The 17,850-nt window shown below is 44.6% G+C and carries 16 protein-coding genes; 8 read left to right on the top strand and 8 right to left on the bottom strand.

Annotated features, from left to right (window positions below; genetic code table 11):
• Nucleotides 1–64 precede the first annotated feature (64 nt).
• Nucleotides 65–1,192, bottom strand: coding sequence for a hypothetical protein (locus AC3CKG_RS20405; RefSeq protein ID WP_488529964.1), 1,128 nt, complete (start codon nt 1,190–1,192; stop codon nt 65–67).
• Between the two features lie 793 nt (nt 1,193–1,985).
• Between AC3CKG_RS20405 and AC3CKG_RS20400 the strand changes: the two genes are divergently transcribed.
• On the top strand, nt 1,986–2,900 hold the full coding sequence (locus tag AC3CKG_RS20400; RefSeq protein ID WP_488529928.1) for a DMT family transporter: 915 nt from the start codon (nt 1,986–1,988) through the stop codon (nt 2,898–2,900).
• A gap of 76 nt (nt 2,901–2,976) precedes the next feature.
• Here AC3CKG_RS20400 and AC3CKG_RS20395 read toward each other — a convergent pair whose 3' ends face one another.
• Nucleotides 2,977–3,504 carry a hypothetical protein gene (locus AC3CKG_RS20395; RefSeq protein ID WP_488529963.1) on the bottom strand — a complete coding sequence of 176 codons (528 nt, stop codon included), beginning with the start codon at nt 3,502–3,504 and terminating at the stop codon, nt 2,977–2,979.
• 51 nt (nt 3,505–3,555) lie between these two features.
• Nucleotides 3,556–3,945, bottom strand: coding sequence for a VOC family protein (locus AC3CKG_RS20390; protein WP_488529927.1), 390 nt, complete (start codon nt 3,943–3,945; stop codon nt 3,556–3,558).
• A 209-nt stretch (nt 3,946–4,154) separates the two neighbouring features.
• Here AC3CKG_RS20390 and AC3CKG_RS20385 point away from each other — a divergent pair, with 209 nt between their 5' ends.
• Entirely contained in the window at nt 4,155–5,042 is an 888-nt protein-coding gene (locus AC3CKG_RS20385) for a DMT family transporter (protein ID WP_488529926.1), read from the top strand.
• Between the two features lie 87 nt (nt 5,043–5,129).
• On the opposite strand, the gene AC3CKG_RS20380 is transcribed toward AC3CKG_RS20385, so the two are convergent.
• A complete protein-coding gene (locus tag AC3CKG_RS20380) occupies nt 5,130–6,044 on the bottom strand; it encodes a LysR family transcriptional regulator (RefSeq protein WP_017108860.1) in 915 nt (304 codons plus the stop codon).
• Nucleotides 6,045–6,232: 188 nt separating this feature from the next.
• On the opposite strand from AC3CKG_RS20380, the gene AC3CKG_RS20375 reads away from it, so the two are divergent.
• On the top strand, nt 6,233–8,305 hold the full coding sequence (locus AC3CKG_RS20375; protein WP_488529925.1) for an alkyl/aryl-sulfatase: 2,073 nt from the start codon (nt 6,233–6,235) through the stop codon (nt 8,303–8,305).
• Between the two features lie 347 nt (nt 8,306–8,652).
• On the top strand, nt 8,653–9,462 hold the full coding sequence (locus AC3CKG_RS20370; protein ID WP_488529924.1) for an SDR family NAD(P)-dependent oxidoreductase: 810 nt from the start codon (nt 8,653–8,655) through the stop codon (nt 9,460–9,462).
• A 64-nt stretch (nt 9,463–9,526) separates the two neighbouring features.
• Here AC3CKG_RS20370 and AC3CKG_RS20365 read toward each other — a convergent pair whose 3' ends face one another.
• Nucleotides 9,527–10,117: a TetR/AcrR family transcriptional regulator gene (locus AC3CKG_RS20365; RefSeq protein ID WP_488529923.1), complete on the bottom strand. Its 591-nt coding sequence runs from the start codon at nt 10,115–10,117 to the stop codon at nt 9,527–9,529.
• Between the two features lie 119 nt (nt 10,118–10,236).
• Here AC3CKG_RS20365 and AC3CKG_RS20360 point away from each other — a divergent pair, with 119 nt between their 5' ends.
• Nucleotides 10,237–11,127, top strand: coding sequence for a DMT family transporter (locus AC3CKG_RS20360; RefSeq protein WP_488529922.1), 891 nt, complete (start codon nt 10,237–10,239; stop codon nt 11,125–11,127).
• Between the two features lie 21 nt (nt 11,128–11,148).
• Complete coding sequence (gene tsaA, locus AC3CKG_RS20355) at nt 11,149–11,559, top strand: tRNA (N6-threonylcarbamoyladenosine(37)-N6)-methyltransferase TrmO (protein WP_488529921.1); 411 nt, start codon at nt 11,149–11,151, stop codon at nt 11,557–11,559.
• 36 nt (nt 11,560–11,595) lie between these two features.
• Here tsaA and AC3CKG_RS20350 read toward each other — a convergent pair whose 3' ends face one another.
• From AC3CKG_RS20350 to ascF, 3 genes are all read right to left on the bottom strand, one after another.
• On the bottom strand, nt 11,596–12,210 hold the full coding sequence (locus AC3CKG_RS20350) for a bifunctional 4-hydroxy-2-oxoglutarate aldolase/2-dehydro-3-deoxy-phosphogluconate aldolase (RefSeq protein WP_488529920.1): 615 nt from the start codon (nt 12,208–12,210) through the stop codon (nt 11,596–11,598).
• Nucleotides 12,211–12,241: 31 nt separating this feature from the next.
• Entirely contained in the window at nt 12,242–13,672 is a 1,431-nt protein-coding gene (gene ascB / locus AC3CKG_RS20345; protein WP_102542098.1) for a 6-phospho-beta-glucosidase, read from the bottom strand.
• Nucleotides 13,673–13,743: 71 nt separating this feature from the next.
• On the bottom strand, nt 13,744–15,222 hold the full coding sequence (gene ascF, locus AC3CKG_RS20340; protein WP_248382755.1) for a PTS cellobiose/arbutin/salicin transporter subunit IIBC: 1,479 nt from the start codon (nt 15,220–15,222) through the stop codon (nt 13,744–13,746).
• Between the two features lie 242 nt (nt 15,223–15,464).
• On the opposite strand from ascF, the gene AC3CKG_RS20335 reads away from it, so the two are divergent.
• Nucleotides 15,465–15,989: a gluconokinase gene (locus AC3CKG_RS20335; RefSeq protein WP_017631475.1), complete on the top strand. Its 525-nt coding sequence runs from the start codon at nt 15,465–15,467 to the stop codon at nt 15,987–15,989.
• Nucleotides 15,986–17,782: a phosphogluconate dehydratase gene (gene edd / locus AC3CKG_RS20330; protein WP_488529919.1), complete on the top strand. Its 1,797-nt coding sequence runs from the start codon at nt 15,986–15,988 to the stop codon at nt 17,780–17,782. The genes AC3CKG_RS20335 and edd overlap by 4 nt, the downstream gene beginning before the upstream one ends.
• Nucleotides 17,783–17,850: the final 68 nt, after the last annotated feature.

Genomic DNA, 17,850 nt, shown 5'->3' with positions numbered 1-17,850 from the left:
AAATTTCCCCTAAAGTGATTGAGTTAGCTCAAAGTGGATGAGCTAACTCTGTTTTGTCTGGATGTTATTGGCTAACGAGATTCCAATGGGTGTAATCCCATTTCTGGCCGCCACCAGTAAATTCACTTTGAGGATAAATAAGCTTTAGTGGTCCCTGATTTCCGTATTGGTCAAATACAGTAAATCGGTACTCTTTTTGAGAATCATTGTTCGATGTCCCGCTATTTGAATAAAGCAGTTGGCTAAGAGTTACTGATCTTAGTTGTTGGTTAACTCGCCATACCGCCGTGCGCCCTTCACCAGCAGCACTATTCCAAACATACTCATCAGATACATTGCGTTCTGAACCTGGAACAAACACATAGCCTTTCACTGAGCGGTTATCATCAGGACAATCTGAATAGCAACCTAACCATTCGTCGTTTAGGAACACCTTATCGCTGTCCGACTCGTCGAAGTTATCCATTGCAACCTCGACCAGTTTCACTGAAGTATCTTTGGGCGTCACATAGAAGTTATACATCTCAGCTTTGTCGAAATAGAACCCATCAGCATTACTTTCTTCCCATACTTTCTCACCTTCTCCAATCTCCGAAAAGTCTGCAGCGCTATAGAACTTAGGCTGCACGCTTTGATAGAAGGCACTTGATTCATTTGGATAAGCACAGCTATCGTAGTAGTTATTGTCATACTGGCTACCAGTATTAAATTTAACTTTCATACAAACTTCACGATGCTGAGCGATTTCGTTACTGTAAACCCAAGCGGTTAATTTGGTATCAGATGATGAAACACGAGACGTTGGTAGGCCTTTAGAATACCGATAATTGCTGCCCATTTGATGAGCATAGTCATTTGGGTTCAATGTATACCCCCAGCAATCTCTTCCATAGGTACAGTCTTTATCTTTGCCTAGATCTTGTTCGCTATTCTTAAGGTAAAAAGATATCGCTCCCTCTAAGTCACTCTTAGATACGGTCACTGGTCTGCCGTAGCTATCTGCGAAGGAAACAGAAACACTGAGTTTTGACTGCATTCTCCCGTTAGCATAAAAAGGCATCGGCACACCGTTGCTTTCGTTATGATCAGCCGTCAAGTCATCATCGACCACATGATAGTCGCCATTAATTGCAGCAACACTTACATTAGAAAAAACACACGCCGACATTGCTATTAACAATGACTTCTTCATCGAAAAATTCATAGTGTTGACCTTAAATATTATTCGTTAAGAAATTAAAGAAAAGACAACGTTATCGTTGGATATGACAATTTTTTGATAGTTAAATTCACCCTAAGGTCTCTACCTTATTTTAAAATTCACATTATAAAATATTACAAGTGCCATTATTCATTCTGATAACCATTGCTTACACGCCATTTAATTGATTAAACAGACAGCGATAATTTAATTAATCATTTCATCAATGTAAAATTTCCAAGCCTTCTTATCTCTAACAACACCACAAAATTCAATGAAAAATTATACCAATATAAAACAACAACTTAAGACGCCACATGTAACGTCATTTCAAGTTTATTCATGTAATAGCCATGTTCAGCATCGAGAGAGAATTACTTTTTATATAAATCAGCATGTTTATTTGTTGTGACTCGCACCGTTACATATCCTTACTGTTAATACTATCACTGATTTTACATTGTTTTTATATTAACAAGAACTATTCGAGATAATTACCCTTACCAATAAAAAGGGAATATTCATGATTCAGCTTATTCCCTCAGAACTTACCCAGTTCGTTAATTACGTCAAAATATGAAAGTCGCCGTGTAATTACGAACATGTTCATTTATTAACCGAGAATTTAATATTTTATATGTTTTTATCTGATTTCTATTAATATAAATAATGACAAGTTAATGAGTTCTTATTAATAATTTCTCTCAATATTTTGAAAAGCCTGTTTGACCCGTCTACCAGTGTAGGCTTTAGACTTCATGCTCAATTTACATCGAGGTATGTCATGTCTATCAATCGTTCCTTTGCAGTGCCTCAACCACTGCTGTCATTTTTTCATTCGCTATCCGACCCAGCCAAAGGAATTGCACTCGCGCTTATCTCGAACGCACTGTTTATTTTAGTGGGTGTGATTGTGCGAGAGCTAAGCCAAACCATCGACATATTCCAAATTCTACTGTTTCGTCAGCTTGTTTTTGTGACTCTGTTAATGCCTTCTATCGTCAGTAACATGGATGCGATGCTCAATCCTAAGATGGTGTCGATGCATGTGTGGCGCGTCACCGGTGCGTTCATCGCCCTCTACTTTAGCCTCTTAACCGTGAGTAACATTCCCTTTGCCGACGCGACCGCGTTAGGGTTCATGAAGGTGTTATTTGTGGCTGTCATTTCCCGCCTGTTCCTGCAAGAAAACGTAGGCTGGGCACGAATGGCAACCATATTGGCAGGGTTTACTGGGGTGATGTTGGTCGTGCAACCGACATTAGAAAGTGAGTCTTTGTTCTATATCGGGACGGGGTTAGTTGCTGCGTTAGGAGCGGCGATAGCGGTTATCTGTGTGAGAAAAATGGCCAATGTAGAATCGAAGGTTGTAGTGTTGGCTTATCAAGCGATATTCGTTGGCGCAGTCGCTCTAGTTCCGGCAATTATTGAGTGGCAATGGCCAACAGGTTCTGAATTCCTGCTGTTGATATTGGTTGGTGTGATCTCGTCTATTGGTCAATGGTTTGGTGTGACGGCCTACAAATGGGGCGAGGCCAATGTAGTATCCAATGTCGAATATTCACAGATGATCTACTCCATGATCTTAGGTTACTTGCTGTTTGCTGAACTGCCGAACTCTGTCGCCTTAGTTGGCGCAGCTGTTATCGTATTGAGTGCCATCATGCCTTTTGTAATCAAGGCCAAAAAGAGCAAATAGCTCGAAGCTAATCACTGCTACATCCATACCATCAAGCCCCTATTGTATTAAATTGGGGCTTCTCTTTCCTCTCGAATCAATGCTGCTCAAAATACTGGTCATGTTGAGATTTGCCAGATTGGTCTTGGGTTCCAGGATAGAACTGAACAAGTGTCTGATCGGCTAAAGTGAGGTGAATCCAACCCTCTTTGACTCTCAACCAATTGGTGCCGTTTGTCTCGTAGACGATGGGGAAACTGCCCCAGCCGGATTCTGATACCTGCAACTCTTGAAAACGGTCAATTGGAGTCAGTTTATTGCTGTTGAAGTCAGCATCGGAGTATACCAACAGAGGCTCGATAACATCGTTTGGCTTAAACGTATAACAGCTTACAGAGGCTGAAGTGCGATCAAACCACTGGTAGGGTTGTGCTCCTGTAAAATCATAGACAGTACAGTCGTTAAATTGAATGGCCCACTCTTGGTGAGCTTTAAAACCAAGGTAACCTATTGGCTGTGATGGTTGATCAGGCTTCGAGTCAGCTTCTGGTTCATAAACCGGTTCTGAGGTAGCACATCCCACAAGCCCAAGACTAAAAAGGAAAGTCACAGCAAGCTTCATCATTGTCATACCTCTGTTCCGTTAGTAGATGAGTAACTCAATTAAGTCTCTACATTAAACGGTAAGTTCCAAGCGATTACCATCAGGATCGAGTACACAGCTCTCATAATAGCCATCACCTGTTCGTCTTGGTCCGTCTAGGCGCTCATATCCATCCTCAATTAGGCGACTTGTGAGTTCATCGACCGCCTCTTCAGATCCTAATGAAATCGCCATATGAATGAAGCCGGTGAACTGATCGTAGATATCATCTTTCGATTCAGGAACCGAATCCATTTCCATGATCTCTAAGCGACTACCGCTTTCAAAAGACAAGAAATATGAAAAAAAGCCTTTGCTTGGATTGTGATATTTCTGGTTAGACGTCGCACCAAAGTAATCTTCATAAAAGCGTTTAAGTTCTTCGAGTTGTTTGGTCCAAATTGCGATGTGTTCTATCTTCATTTTTATCACCTAATGTTTACGTATGACACTAGATTACTCGCCAAATCAGGAAGGATAAACAGAACAGAATTCATCAAAGGTGTTCCTATTTAATAAGTTATTTGGTTATCAAAATCACAACAATTAGCTGCACAGTATTAACATCTAAGCTTGTGTAATATATAGCTTTGATCAATAGTCAGTGTTTTACACAATCCGAGATTTAAACTGTGAGCTTTTTAAAACTGATCATGCTAGCTGCCATATGGGGAGGCTCGTTCCTTTTCATGAGAATTGCAGCCAATCCTTTAGGCCCAGCAGTCCTAATTGAAGCGCGAGTTCTGTGCGCAGCAATCACCCTACTCTTGGTTTCTTTTTACCTGAAAAGGAAGCTCTCTTTTAATTCTCATGCGAAACACTTTTTCATTCTTGGCTTGTTTAACACTGCGCTTCCTTTTTTGTTTTTCGCTTATGCGGCTCAAACTCTAAATGCGTCGACCCTTGCCATCTTGAACTCTACAGCGCCAATTTGGGCAGCGATCATCGGGGCAATCTGGACAAAAACCGCACTTGAAAAGAAGGTGTTGCTCGGGTTAGGTATCGGTGTAACGGGCGTATGTGTGTTGGTCGGTTGGGACGCGATGAACATCGGCCAAGAAGCGATTGTGCCAATTTTCGCTGCAGTGATGGCTGCGTTCAGCTACGGCATCGCCTCTAACTACACCAAAACAGCACCAAAAGTTGAGGCGTTCAATAACGCACACGGCAGTATGTGGGCGGCAGTATTGACCGTATTGCCATTTGTGTTCTTTATTCCGATGAGAGAAGCACCCGATCTCACGATCACCACCTCGGTCATCTTGCTCGGTGCGGTGTGTACTGGTTTAGCATACTTACTTTATTTCAATCTCATCTCCGAATTGGGCGCACCTTCAGCATTGTCGGTGACCTTCCTGATTCCAGTATTTGGTATTCTTTGGGGCAACTTGTTCTTAGATGAAGCCATCGGCATCAACACGATCATTGGCTCGATTCTTGTTATCACAGGTACCATGTTGGTGACTGGAATGTCGCCAATGAAAATGCTCAAAGCCGCTCGTCAAAAACGCGCGCAATAAACAGGTTGAACCCAAAAGTCCTAATTAAAACCCTCAAGTAACAGAGACAAAACGGCTTCCAAATGGAGGCCGTTTTTTATTGAATCGTTAACAGCTTTGAGAGCTCGTCATGTATTGCTGAATTTTGGTTCTTAACCATTGATGTGCCGGGTTTAAGTCTGTTCGTTTATGCCAAATCATATACTGCTTCATGGGCAAGACCTCAAACGGCTGGTCGAGCACTTGCAGTTGGAATCGCTCCGCGAATTGATTGGCAAAATCACGAGACGTGCTACCAACACAGTCAGAGCCAGAGACCAACACACACATCGTCATTAATGAATCACATTCGGAGCTGACTTTTCGCTGTTGTATCGGGCTTTTCGTAAAGTAATCCGCGGTATAAAGGCGAGAACGACGCATTCTGAAGGTGATGTGTTTCTCATGATAATACTGCGCTTCCGTCACCGATCCATCAATCCTTGGGTGCCCTTTCTTGGCTATCAACACGAGCTCATCTTCGATCACTTGCTGGTTCATATAACCATTCACTTGTGGATAGTGAATATCGATCGCTAAATCGGCTTGTTGCATGCTCAAACTCTGCAGCAGATCTTCTTCATTGCTTGGCACCATATTGAATTCAATTGAGATGTTACCAAGCGTATCGTCCTTTTCCACAAGGGGCTGAAGCTTGGTTAAACCGATCTCGTTGACCAGAATTCGAAACACATGATGCTGCTGATTATCGAACTGCTTTAGCGTGCTGACCGCGCTGGTTATCCCGTCCAATGCGGGCTCTACACGTAACGCCAACTGCATCGCTGCATTGGTCGGCGTTATACCTCTACCCTCTCGAATAAAAAGGTCTGTTCCCAATTGTGCTTGCAGCCGTTTCAAAGCGCCACTGACTCCAGGTTGAGTCATACCAAGCGATTCTGATGCAAGCGTGATCGACTTTAATCGATACACTTCTAAGAACACGCTCAATAGATTTAAATCCAACTTTTCCACGTCGCTCACCGTTACTCTCCCTGTCAATGTGGTCTTAACCAATCATAGGTCAGGTTTTGTCTTCGTTCCCTAACCATTGCACGACTCAATACATAGCCAATCGTGATGTATTAACTAAAGCTTACTTTATTTTTTGCTATATGTCTTAGTCATATAATTTCCTCAACGAAACGAAATCCCGAATTGAAGAGGCTCTTATGACGACTTCACGCACGTTCAAAAACGCATCACTGTTCCTAGCAATCTCTCTTGCGTTTCCTGCTGTTGCAGCTAACCATGACCACGCACACTTTAGCGATATCGGCGATCAGGGTGGTAAAAACGCGACCGAAATGACGACGAAAGCAAACCAAGAATTCGCGAAAGCGCTGAACTTCGAAGACACTCGCGCATTCGACAATAACAACAAAGGGTTGATTGCGAGCTTCGATCAGGAAACTGGCGATATTATTCGTAACAGCTTCAACTTCATCGACCCTAGCGTGAACAATGCCGATCAAGCGCCCGATTCAGTGAACCCTTCACTTTGGCGTCAAGCCGTGCTGAACCAAGCTGCTGAAGGTTTATACGAAGTTGTCCCAGGCAAAGTGTATCAAGTTCGTGGTGCTGATCTGGCGTCTATTTCTTTCATCCGCAGTGACAATGGTTGGATTGCTTACGACGTTCTTCTCACAAAAGAATCCGCGGCTAAGTCATTAAAGTTCTTTAAGAACAACGTGCCCGATGGTGGCGAATTACCTGTCGTAGCGATGATTTACTCACACTCACATGCCGATCACTTTGGTGGTGCACGAGCAATCAAAGAGGCTTACCCAGACGTAAAAGTGTACGGTTCTAAAAACATCACCAAAGAAATCGTCGACGAAAACGTACTGGCAGGTAATGCGATGTCTCGACGTACCGCTTATCAATATGGCGCAACACTGAATCGTCATGAGCACGGTATTGTGGATGCGGCACTCGCGAAAGGCTTGTCGACAGGTACCATTACTTACGTATTGCCGGATTACGAACTTAACCATAACGAAGAAATTGAAACGCTGGTTATCGATGGCCTAGAAATGCAATTCATGGACGCATCCGGCACTGAAGCGGCATCAGAAATGGTGACCTACATTCCGAGCATGAAGGCACTTTGGACTGGTGAGCTAACGTACCAAGGCATGCACAACCTCTACACATTGCGCGGTGCAAAAGTACGTGATGGCTTGAAGTGGTCTAAGAAAATCAACGAGATGTTGGTTACTTGGGGTGAAGATACCGAAGTGCTATTTGCCTCTCACTCATCGCCAATTTGGGGCGAACAAGAGATCTCTGATTACCTAAAAATGCAGCGTGACGCTTACGGTTTTACTCATAACCAAACGCTTCGCTTAGCCAATAACGGTGTGGTTCTGCAAGACATCGGGGACGAGATTTACAAGGTAATGCCGGACAGCATTCAACAGTCTTGGCACACTAATGGTTACCACGGTACTTACTCTCACAATGCTCGTGCGGTGTACAACATGTACCTTGGTTACTTCGACATGAACCCAGCGAATCTGAACCCGCTACAGATTCACCCAGAGTCGGTTAAGTTTGTTGAATACATGGGTGGCAGCGACGCGGTGATTGAGAAAGCTCAGAAAGATTTCCAAGAAGGCGAATATCGCTTCGTTGCAACAGCACTGAACAAGGTTGTCCAAGCGGAACCAGAGAACAAAAAAGCGCGTGGTTTACTGGCCGATACTTATGAACAGCTAGGCTACCAATCAGAAGGTGCAGGTTGGAGAAACATCTACCTAACGGGTGCTCAAGAACTGCGTATCGGCACACAGCCGGGCGCACCAAAAACGGCTTCTCCGGATGTCTTGGCGAACATGACCATCGAAAACTTGCTGGATTACTTAGCGGTAAAAGTGGATTCATTGAAGGCGCAAGACACGCCGTTTACCATGAATATCCAATTACCTGACGTGAAAGAGTTCTATTACGTAGAGATGTCGAACGGCAACCTCAACAACATTCAAGTAACTGAACTTCAAGGTGCCGATACCACACTGATCATCAACAAATCAGATGTATCAGACATCGTACTGAAGAAAACGACACTCAACCAATTATTGGAAGATGGCCAAGCGGGCGTGAAAGGAGACAAAACATCGTTGAACAAACTGCTGTCTTCATTGACTGAAGCGGATACCTCTTTTGAGATTGTTCCTCGTCCAAACAAAGGCGAAGAAGTTGATGCAGAGTTGTACCAAGATTCACACGAGCACGCTCACTAAGGTAAAATAATTACAACGTCAAACTGGCCTAAATAGGCTGAAACAAGGCTAATACGACCAAGCCTCAACCATTAAACCGGTTGAGGCTTTTTTGATTTGAGCTTTATTCGATATCAAGAAAATAAAATAAGACACCCTACTCACAACACTCAAAAAGCATTGAGTAAAACTTCTTATCAAGCCCAGAAAAACAGTACTGTGTTTGTTAAACCACATCCTTGTTTCACGGTTTCTCAATCACAATACACATCCGTACTTTCTATATCTCAGCATGTGAAGTAGTAGAAACTTTGTGCAATCAAACTTTGTTATAAAAGTTGTCCGGACTCTTTATTCAAGGAAGGAAGATGCGAAAAAAGATCATGATTACAGGTGCGACAGATGGTATCGGTTTAGAGACCGCGAAAATGTTAGCCCAACAAGGGCATCACATCCTTATCCATGGACGTAACCCAACAAAAATCAGCAAAGTAGAAACCGGCCTTTCTCGATTATCCAAGGATGCGACTATCGAAAGTTATGTTGCTGATCTCTCTTCTCTTTCTGAAGTTGAAGCCCTCGCCAACCAAATAAAGTCGAAGCATGAACAGCTCGATGTACTCATTAACAACGCTGGCGTCTACAAGGTTTCCGAGAGCACCACCAAAGACAATCTCGATGTCCGATTTAGCGTCAACACCATTGCCCCTTATTTACTGACTCAAAAGCTGCTACCACTTTTTGATGCCAACGGTCGCATCGTCAATCTATCTTCAGCCGCTCAGTCATCGGTCGATCTCGAGGCACTTGTCAGCCCAAATCCTGACGCTTTAGATGGCCCCATCTACGCACAAAGTAAGTTGGCGTTAACGATGTGGTCAATCCATCTTGCGCACAAATTAGGAGAGCAAGGGCCCCTAATCATTCCCGTTAATCCAGCCTCATTTCTTGGCAGTAAATTGGTTAAAGATGCGTATGGTCTAGAAGGTAATGACTTGGGAATCGGCGCTGATATCTTATGCCGAGCGGCATTATCTGATGAGTTTTCCAACGCTTCTGGGAAATATTTTGATAATGACTCAGGGCTATTTAAAGATCCTCATGCTGATGCATTAAATACGGAGAAAAATCAAAAGCTGGTGACGGCTCTCGACCAGTTGCTTACAGAAAAGCTCTAGCTGAAATCCCACTCTCGCTAGCCAGGTACAATGAGTGCTCCATATTTAGGAGCACCCCATAACATCAACCTGTATTCAGCGCAGCCAACAAAAATTCCGTACTTGCGCGAGCATGTTGCTCAATATCTTGTAGGTTTGGGGTTGGCATCCCCATTAACACACCACTTCTTAAGCTCAATAACATCCCCGTCCAAAGAGTAACCTTAGTGGCGACATCTTCGGTATCAAACCTATCCGTGAAAAACTGAGCGAGTGCAATATCGGTTTCGTTTTCACCTACCGACATAAAGCTTTCCAAGATAGCGGGAGACTTACCGTTTTCTGCAATCAATAGCTTCAACGTAGCGATATGTTCGTCCGACAAATGAAACGCCAAAAAGGCCGTCGCGAACCCATACAATGCCTGATAATTATCAGAGATTTTTAACTGCTCGACGGAATGCTCATCAAACTGAGCCCCCATTTGCTGCAATGTCGCTTTGAACAACACGTCTTTTGATGAGAAATATCGATAGAGCGTTTGTTTAGTCATCTGGGCTTCACTTGCGATCACATCCATGCTCGCGAGCGTAAAACCTTCAGCTAAAAAAACAGCTTTAGCCGCTTTCAAAATAGCCTGTCGTTTCTTCTCTTTGTTCTGCTCAATCTTGCTCATTACTTCATCCACCCCAAAACAGAGATCATACTTTAAAGTATGATTTGTGTTGACTCAACTAATTTTTAAAATCATACTTACTAGTATGATTTATTGATGACAGATAATTGGATAGAGAAATGACAACAATGAACCTCCCTAAAACTGAAGTAAAAAACACTCGAACCCTCGGTTTTATCCTCGCGATCGCAGGTGCCGTATTAATGAGTATTGACCCCATCTTTATTCGTTATGCGGGTGTCAGCGGATTTGATACAGCCTTTTTGTTCGGCTTATTCAGCGCAATTTCGATGCCGATTTTGCTTAAATTCAACGATAAACGTGGAATACGAAAGGCAGTAGCACAAAGCGGTTGGCCATTGTTGGCAGCGGGTATTCTTATGCTCGGCAGCGCATCGGGCTTGGTGTTCAGCATCAAAATGACTTCAATCGCTAATACCTTTGTGATCCTCAGTGCAGCCCCTGCGGTGGCCGCCATTTTCAGTTGGTTAATCTTGAAAGAAGCCACCAGCCGCTCGACCTTAATTGCGATTGTGGCTGTGATGATTGGTATTACGATTGTCGTTTCAGGCTCGTTTTCTTCAGGTAATTGGATGGGTGATGCTTTAGCGGTATTCGCTGTGATCTGTTTATCTATGATGTTTACCTTGCTGCGTAAATATCAAGACGTCAGCCGATTGGCGAGCGTTGGCCTAGGTGGCTTGTTGCTCGCGGTTGTGATGTTTTTCTTCGCAACACCATCAAGCTACAGCGTTGAAACGTGGTTAATCATGGGCATGATGGGCTTGTTTACCGCACCGGTTGGACGAGTGTTATCTATGGTCGCAACACGCCACATTACCGCACCAGAGGTATCAATGACTCTGATGTTAGAAACGGTGTTAGCGCCAGTTTGGGCGTTTGTCTTCTTCACCGAGATCCCGCCAACGACCAGTATTATCGGTGGTGTGGTGATCTTGATTACGATCTTCATCTACACCTTAGTGACGATGAAAAATGATGACAAATAAAGAATTAAATAGGAGCTAAACATGTCTGAAGAACTAAAATTGATTGGTCGAATTACTACGCCGTATCACTCGATTTCGGAGTGTCCGAATAACATCCAACTGGACAACGGCCCAATCTGTGAAATCATCTTAGATGACGTTTACCAGCAAGGCTTGCTCGGCTTAAATCGTGGCGACCACATCTTGATCTTGTATTGGTTAGAAGGTGCGAAACGAGACGAACTGATACAAAGCTGGGATGAAGAGACACCGGCCAAAGGCACCTTCGCACTACGTTCACCGCACAGACCAAACCCGATAGGTGCTGCCGTGTTACCGATTGAAAAAATAGAGAATGTCACAGTGACAGTAAGAGGCTTGGACTGCTTGAACAACACACCGCTATTGGATATCAAGCCGGCGATCTACAGAGAGCTGAGTGAAGGCAAATAAAAAAGGCCAGTATCAACTGGCCCTTTCATTTTCTATCTATGTCGTTATCGCTCGAACTAATTCTGCGATTCCATCCCAATCACCCTTGTCCATTTTATCAGTAGGAACCATCCAAGTTCCACCGCAGGCAACGACTGATTTTAGCGCTAGGTAAGCATCTACGTTAGCTGGGCTCACACCACCCGTCGGCATAAAGTTAACTGGATAAACTGCCGTAAGTGCTTTCAACATGGCAACACCTCCAGATGGCTCTGCAGGAAAGAGCTTTAGTGTATTAAGCCCCATTTCCATGGCTTGTTCGACCAAGCTTGGGTTATTCACTCCAGGAACGATCGTAACCCCTCTTTGCTGACAGTATTTGACTGTGGTTGGATTCAAACCAGGGCTCACTATAAAATCAACACCCGCATCAATGGCAGTATCCACCTGCTCTGTGCTCAGCACAGTACCTGCGCCAATCAGTAACTCAGGATAGGCTTCACGCATCAAACGAATAGACTCTGCTGCCGCTTCTGTGCGAAATGTCACTTCAGCACAAGGCAAACCATTCTCAACCAGTACTTTCGCAAGTGGTACAGCCTGAGCAACATCATTAATGGCGATCACCGGAACGATGCGAATATCTTTGAGTCGCTGTTCAATTGTTTTCATTGTTCATTTCTCTCATTATCAAACAGACAAATTAAGCCAAGTCGCTGCCGTTGCTTGCGATCACTTTCTTGTACCAATGGAATGACTTTTTAGGAATACGATTTAACGTACCATTGCCTAGGTTGTCTCTGTCCACATAGATAAACCCATAACGCTTACTCATCTCTCCGGTCGATGCCGCAACAAGATCGATACAACCCCAAGGTGTGTAGCCCATCAGTGGTACACCGTCTTCCATTGCTTCATGCATCGCAACAATGTGCTGACGAAGGTAATCAATGCGGTAATCATCGTTCACTTCTCCATTGTCATCCAAGGTATCACGAGCACCTAAGCCATTTTCTACCAAGAAAAGTGGTTTCTGGTAACGGTCATAGAGTGTGTTCATCGTAATTCGAAGACCTGTCGGGTCAATGACCCAGCCCCAATCACTTGCTGGAAGATGAGGGTTTTTGATGGACTTAACAACATTCGCCGCGCTGGTGTTACCCGCATTCATGTCGGCAGAAGCACAGCGTGACGCGTAGTAACTAAACGAGATGAAATCGACGGTGTTCTTTAGAATCTCGAAATCTTCTGCTTGTGTTTCAAGCACCACACCTTTGTTATCAAACACTTTTTGAGCATAAGATGGGTAGTAACCACGCGATTGAACATCGATAAAGAACAGGTTCTCGCGGTCTTTTTCCATCGCCATAAGCACATCTTCTGGCTTACATGAATATGGATAGAAGTTACCGCCCGCCAGCATACAACCCACTTGGTTTTGCTCATCAACTTCATGAGCAATCTTGGTTACCAAAGCGCTTGCTACTAGCTCATGGTGAGCTGCTTGGTACTTCACTTGATCGTGATTTTCGCCTTCCTGAAACAACAACCCAGCGCCAGAAAACGGGCTCGCTAGTAAAATATTGATTTCGTTGAAGGTTAGCCAGTATTTCACCAAGCCTTTGTAGTTCTCGAAACAAGTTCTCGCGTAACGGCTAAAGAACTCAATCATCTTACGATTACGCCACGAACCATACTCGTTGACCAAGTGCATTGGCACATCGAAATGGCACAAGGTAACGAGCGGCTCAATACCGTATTTCTTACACTCTTCAAAAACATCACGGTAAAAATCTAAGCCAGCTTGGTTCGGCTCTAGCTCATCACCTTTTGGAAAGATTCGGCTCCAAGCGATGGATACGCGGAAGACTTTAAATCCCATTTCTGCCAGCAAGGCGATGTCTTCTTTGTAACGGTGATAAAAGTCTATCGCGTTATGGCTTGGGTAGAACTCGTCTTCGCTGAGCGTCACCTTATCAACCTGACCAAGCTTAATTGGCATGCGGTTCTCACCATAAGGGATCATATCTACGGTTGTTAGGCCTTTACCACCCACTAAGTGAGCGCCTTCAGACTGGTTTGCGGCAATAGCGCCACCCCATAAGAAATCTTCGGGAAATTGAATGTTTGACATTGAATACCTCGGAAACAATAAAAGTCACCTTACGATGAAGTAAGGTGACTGAATAAATTAATCAATTCTAATTAAGACGCGGACACTACTGTCGGCTTGTCTTCTGCCTTACCAGCTTCTTTGTTTGCTGGCTCTGAAGTTGCTTTCTCATCGGCATCATCTTCTGGAACATCTTCAAAGCCTAAAACTAGGGTCAAAACAAATGACAGCACAATAGACAATGCGATCAGACCGAACACCCAAACGATACTCATCGGATCATTCACATCGAAGAACTGAACGCTCGTAAACAGACTTGGTGCTGCCATCGAGTGACTCGCAAGACCACCCATACCCGCTAATGCACCTACGATGAAACCAGTAATCATTGTTGCGATAAGTGGGCGTTTAAGACGAACAAGCACACCGTACAAAGCAGGCTCAGAGATACCGGCGAAGATAGCTGAAGCACCCGCGGCCAATGATGTCTGCTTAAGTGCGCTGTTTTTGGTTTTGTAAGCAACAGCCAGACACGCGCCACCCATACCAAGGTTGGCACCGATTTCTGAAGGCATAACCATACCTTCACGACCAGTCTCGGCAATCGTTTGAATAATCGTTGGAGTAAATACACGGTGCATACCAGTCAGAACAAGTAGTGGCCACAATGCACCCATGATAGCAACTGACAACCAACCTAATGTGTCATGAATTGTGTAAACAAGCGCTGAAAGTGCAGTACCTACCCAAATACCAAATGGACCGATAAGTACGATAGCAACCGGAGCTGCAATCAATACGATCAACATAGGTTTAAGGAAGTTTTTAGTCACAGCAGGGGTAATGCTATCTACCCAACGTTCTATGTAAGAAAGAGCCCAAGTCATCACAAGTACAGGAATAACCGTGTAGGTGTATTTTACTGACGTGATTGGGATACCGAAGAAATCAACGTGCTTGCCTTCTGCAGCTTGCGCCATCAATTCCATAAAGTTCGGGTGAATCAAGACACCAGCAATCGCAATGGAAAGAGACATGTTGGTCTTGAATTTGATCGATGCGGAAGCGGCAACCATAACCGGTAGGAAGAAGAAGGCGCCATCGCCAATCGCTTTCAAGATAATCAAGGTAGGCGCATTTGGCTCAACCCAGCCCAGCATCTCAAGTACCATGGCGAGCAGTTTGACCATTGAAGCGCCAATGATTGCTGGGATAAGAGGCGACATGGTACCTACCAGTGCGTCCAACATTTTCGCACCGATTGATTTAGCCGTTAGCTTCTCTTTTTTAGCAGGAACCTCTGACTCAGATACAGTGGATAGCTCACAAAGCGCCATCACTTCTTTGTATGCATACGATACCTCGTTACCAATGATAACTTGTACTTTGTCTCCATTATCAACAACACCCATCACACCTTTCAGTGCTTTTAGTTTGTTGATATCGACGCCATCTTGGCTGTGTAAAACGAATCGTAGTCGAGTCATACAGTGTGTTAGGGCAGCCACATTTGTCTTGCCCCCAAGATGCTCAACAACAGATTTCGCAATTGCGCGGTAATCGTTGGCCATTTTATCCCCCAAAGATCTCTTTCAAGTGATTTTTAAACGCGAATATAGTGAGATGTGACTAATTTTCCGTCAGTAGGATGCAAAAACAATCACAATTGTTGTGAATTGTTGTTTTGTGTCCTTCATCACACTTCCTTAAGTTACCGGTAACATGTTACCGATAACACTTATAAGATAAAGCCATATTTACAAGCGATGTTCAAAATTGAGATCACGCGCAAATTTGTTAAGAGGATTGAGTTATGGCTGGTAGTAGTGTCATCGTCATGGGTGTCAGTGCTTGCGGGAAAAGCACGATAGGCGAGCAGTTGGCAAAAAAACTTGGGCGTAAGTTTATTGATGGTGACGACCTTCATCCTCGAGCAAACATTCAAAAAATGGCGTCAGGCCAACCTCTTAATGATGATGATCGCATTCCATGGCTGGAACGTGTTCGTGATGCAGCGTACAGCCTAGAAAGTAAAAATGAGCACGGCATTATTGTGTGTTCTGCGTTGAAGAAGAAGTACCGCGACCAAATTCGCGAAGGGAACAAGAACCTCACCTTTCTCTTTTTAGATGGCGACGTTGACCTGATCTTGCATCGAATGCGTCAGCGCCAAGGCCACTTCATGAAAGAGAACATGATTAAAAGCCAATTCGAAACATTAGAAAGACCCGATCACGAACCAGATACGGTTGTCATCAGCATTGATGGTGATATTGATGACGTTGTGGACTGTGCTGCGATTGTGCTTTCAATGACTGATGAGGCAGAAACAGCATGACCCTTCCAACCATCCAAGCGGTGACTCAACGATTAATTGAACGAAGCAAAGAGACTCGTGAAGCGTTTCTAAACCGAACTCAACATCAATCCTCTGCTGGCAAAGGTGGCAAAGGGCTTTCTTGCGGCAACTTGGCTCACGCTGTCGCGGCTTCTTGTTCCGATGAGAAACGCTCGATTCTTGATCTCACTAAATCCAATGTAGCGTTAATCAGCTCTTACAACGATATGTTAAGCGCCCACCAGCCGTATCAACACTATCCAGATCAGATCAAAAAGGCGTTAGCTAAGTTCGGCCACACCTCTCAAGTAGCGGGCTGCGTTCCCGCGATGTGCGACGGGGTAACTCAAGGGCAACCAGGCATGGATATGTCTTTGTTTTCAAGGGACTTGATTGCTCAGTCGACGGCTCTTTCACTGAGTCACAACGTGTTTGATTCAACCCTATTACTTGGCATTTGCGACAAGATAGCTCCAGGACAACTGATGGGCGCGCTCTCTTTTGCGCATCTACCAACCGCCTTTGTTCCGGCAGGCTTGATGGCAACGGGCATCAGCAATGATGAGAAAGTACACATTCGCCAAGAATACGCGGCTGGTAACGTAGGAAAAAGTGCCTTACTGGATATGGAGTGCAACGCTTATCACTCAGCGGGCACCTGCACTTTTTACGGCACAGCCAATACCAATCAGCTAGTATTCGAAGCGATGGGGCTGATGCTTCCGGGCTCAGCGTTTATTCATCCTGACTCTGAATTGCGCGCATTACTCACTCAGCATGCCGCCATTGAAATTGCTTCAATGACACCACAAGCCACAAACTTCCGCCCGCTCTCTGAAGTCTTTACCGCTAAAAGCTTAATCAATGGCATTGTTGCCCTACTCGCATCGGGTGGCAGTACCAACCACAGCATTCACATGGTCGCGGTAGCACGCGCAGCAGGATTTATTCTGACTTGGCAAGACATCAGCGATCTATCCGATGTGGTGCCTTTACTTGCTCGAGTTTATCCCAACGGCCCAGCAGATATGAATGCGTTCCAAGCGGCTGGAGGAGTTCCCGCGCTGTTACGCCGTTTAGATCAAGCCAACTTACTGCACCGAGATGTCACACCTACCTTTGGCTCGTTTGAAGATCAAATGAGTATTCCAGAACTGGAAAATGGAAAGCTAACGTGGAAAAAGTGCGAACAGTCAGCAGACGCAGAGGTAATTGCAGGTCCAGAACAAGTATTCCAAAGCACAGGTGGAACTCGAGTCCTTTCAGGGAACCTTGGCAACGCAGTGATTAAGGTGTCAGCTGTCGCAGAAGAGCAACGTGTTATCGAAGCACCTGCGGTAGTTTTTGATTGCCAACATAAGGTAGAAGCCGCGTACCAACGAGGTCAACTCAACAAAGATTGCGTTGTTGTGGTGATAAACAATGGCCCAGCTGCGAACGGTATGCCTGAACTGCACAAACTCATGCCTATTTTGGGGAATGTTCAGAAACAAGGGTTTAAAGTGGCTCTGGTTACTGATGGTCGCCTTTCCGGAGCCTCAGGAAAGATCCCATCCGCAATTCATGTCTCACCAGAGGCTACTCGAGGCGGAGCCATTGGGCTTATTCGCGAAGGCGATACCCTGCGCTTAGATTGCGCGAGTGGTGAACTCAATAACCTCAACGACATGCAATCTCGCCAAGCGAAGGTATTTGAGGCAGACGCCAACCAACAAACCATGGGGCGTAACTTATTTAACGTGATGCGCCAAAGCGTTTCGAGTGCAGAACAAGGGGCGAGTTTTATCGTCTAACTGTGTCATCGCTTAAATGTAAAAGCAAAAGGGGCATCATTTCGATGCCCCTTTCAGTTCCCACGATA

Source organism: Vibrio sp. QJM3NY_15, from assembly GCF_057785995.1.
This window is presented reverse-complemented; position numbering and strand designations above follow the sequence as displayed.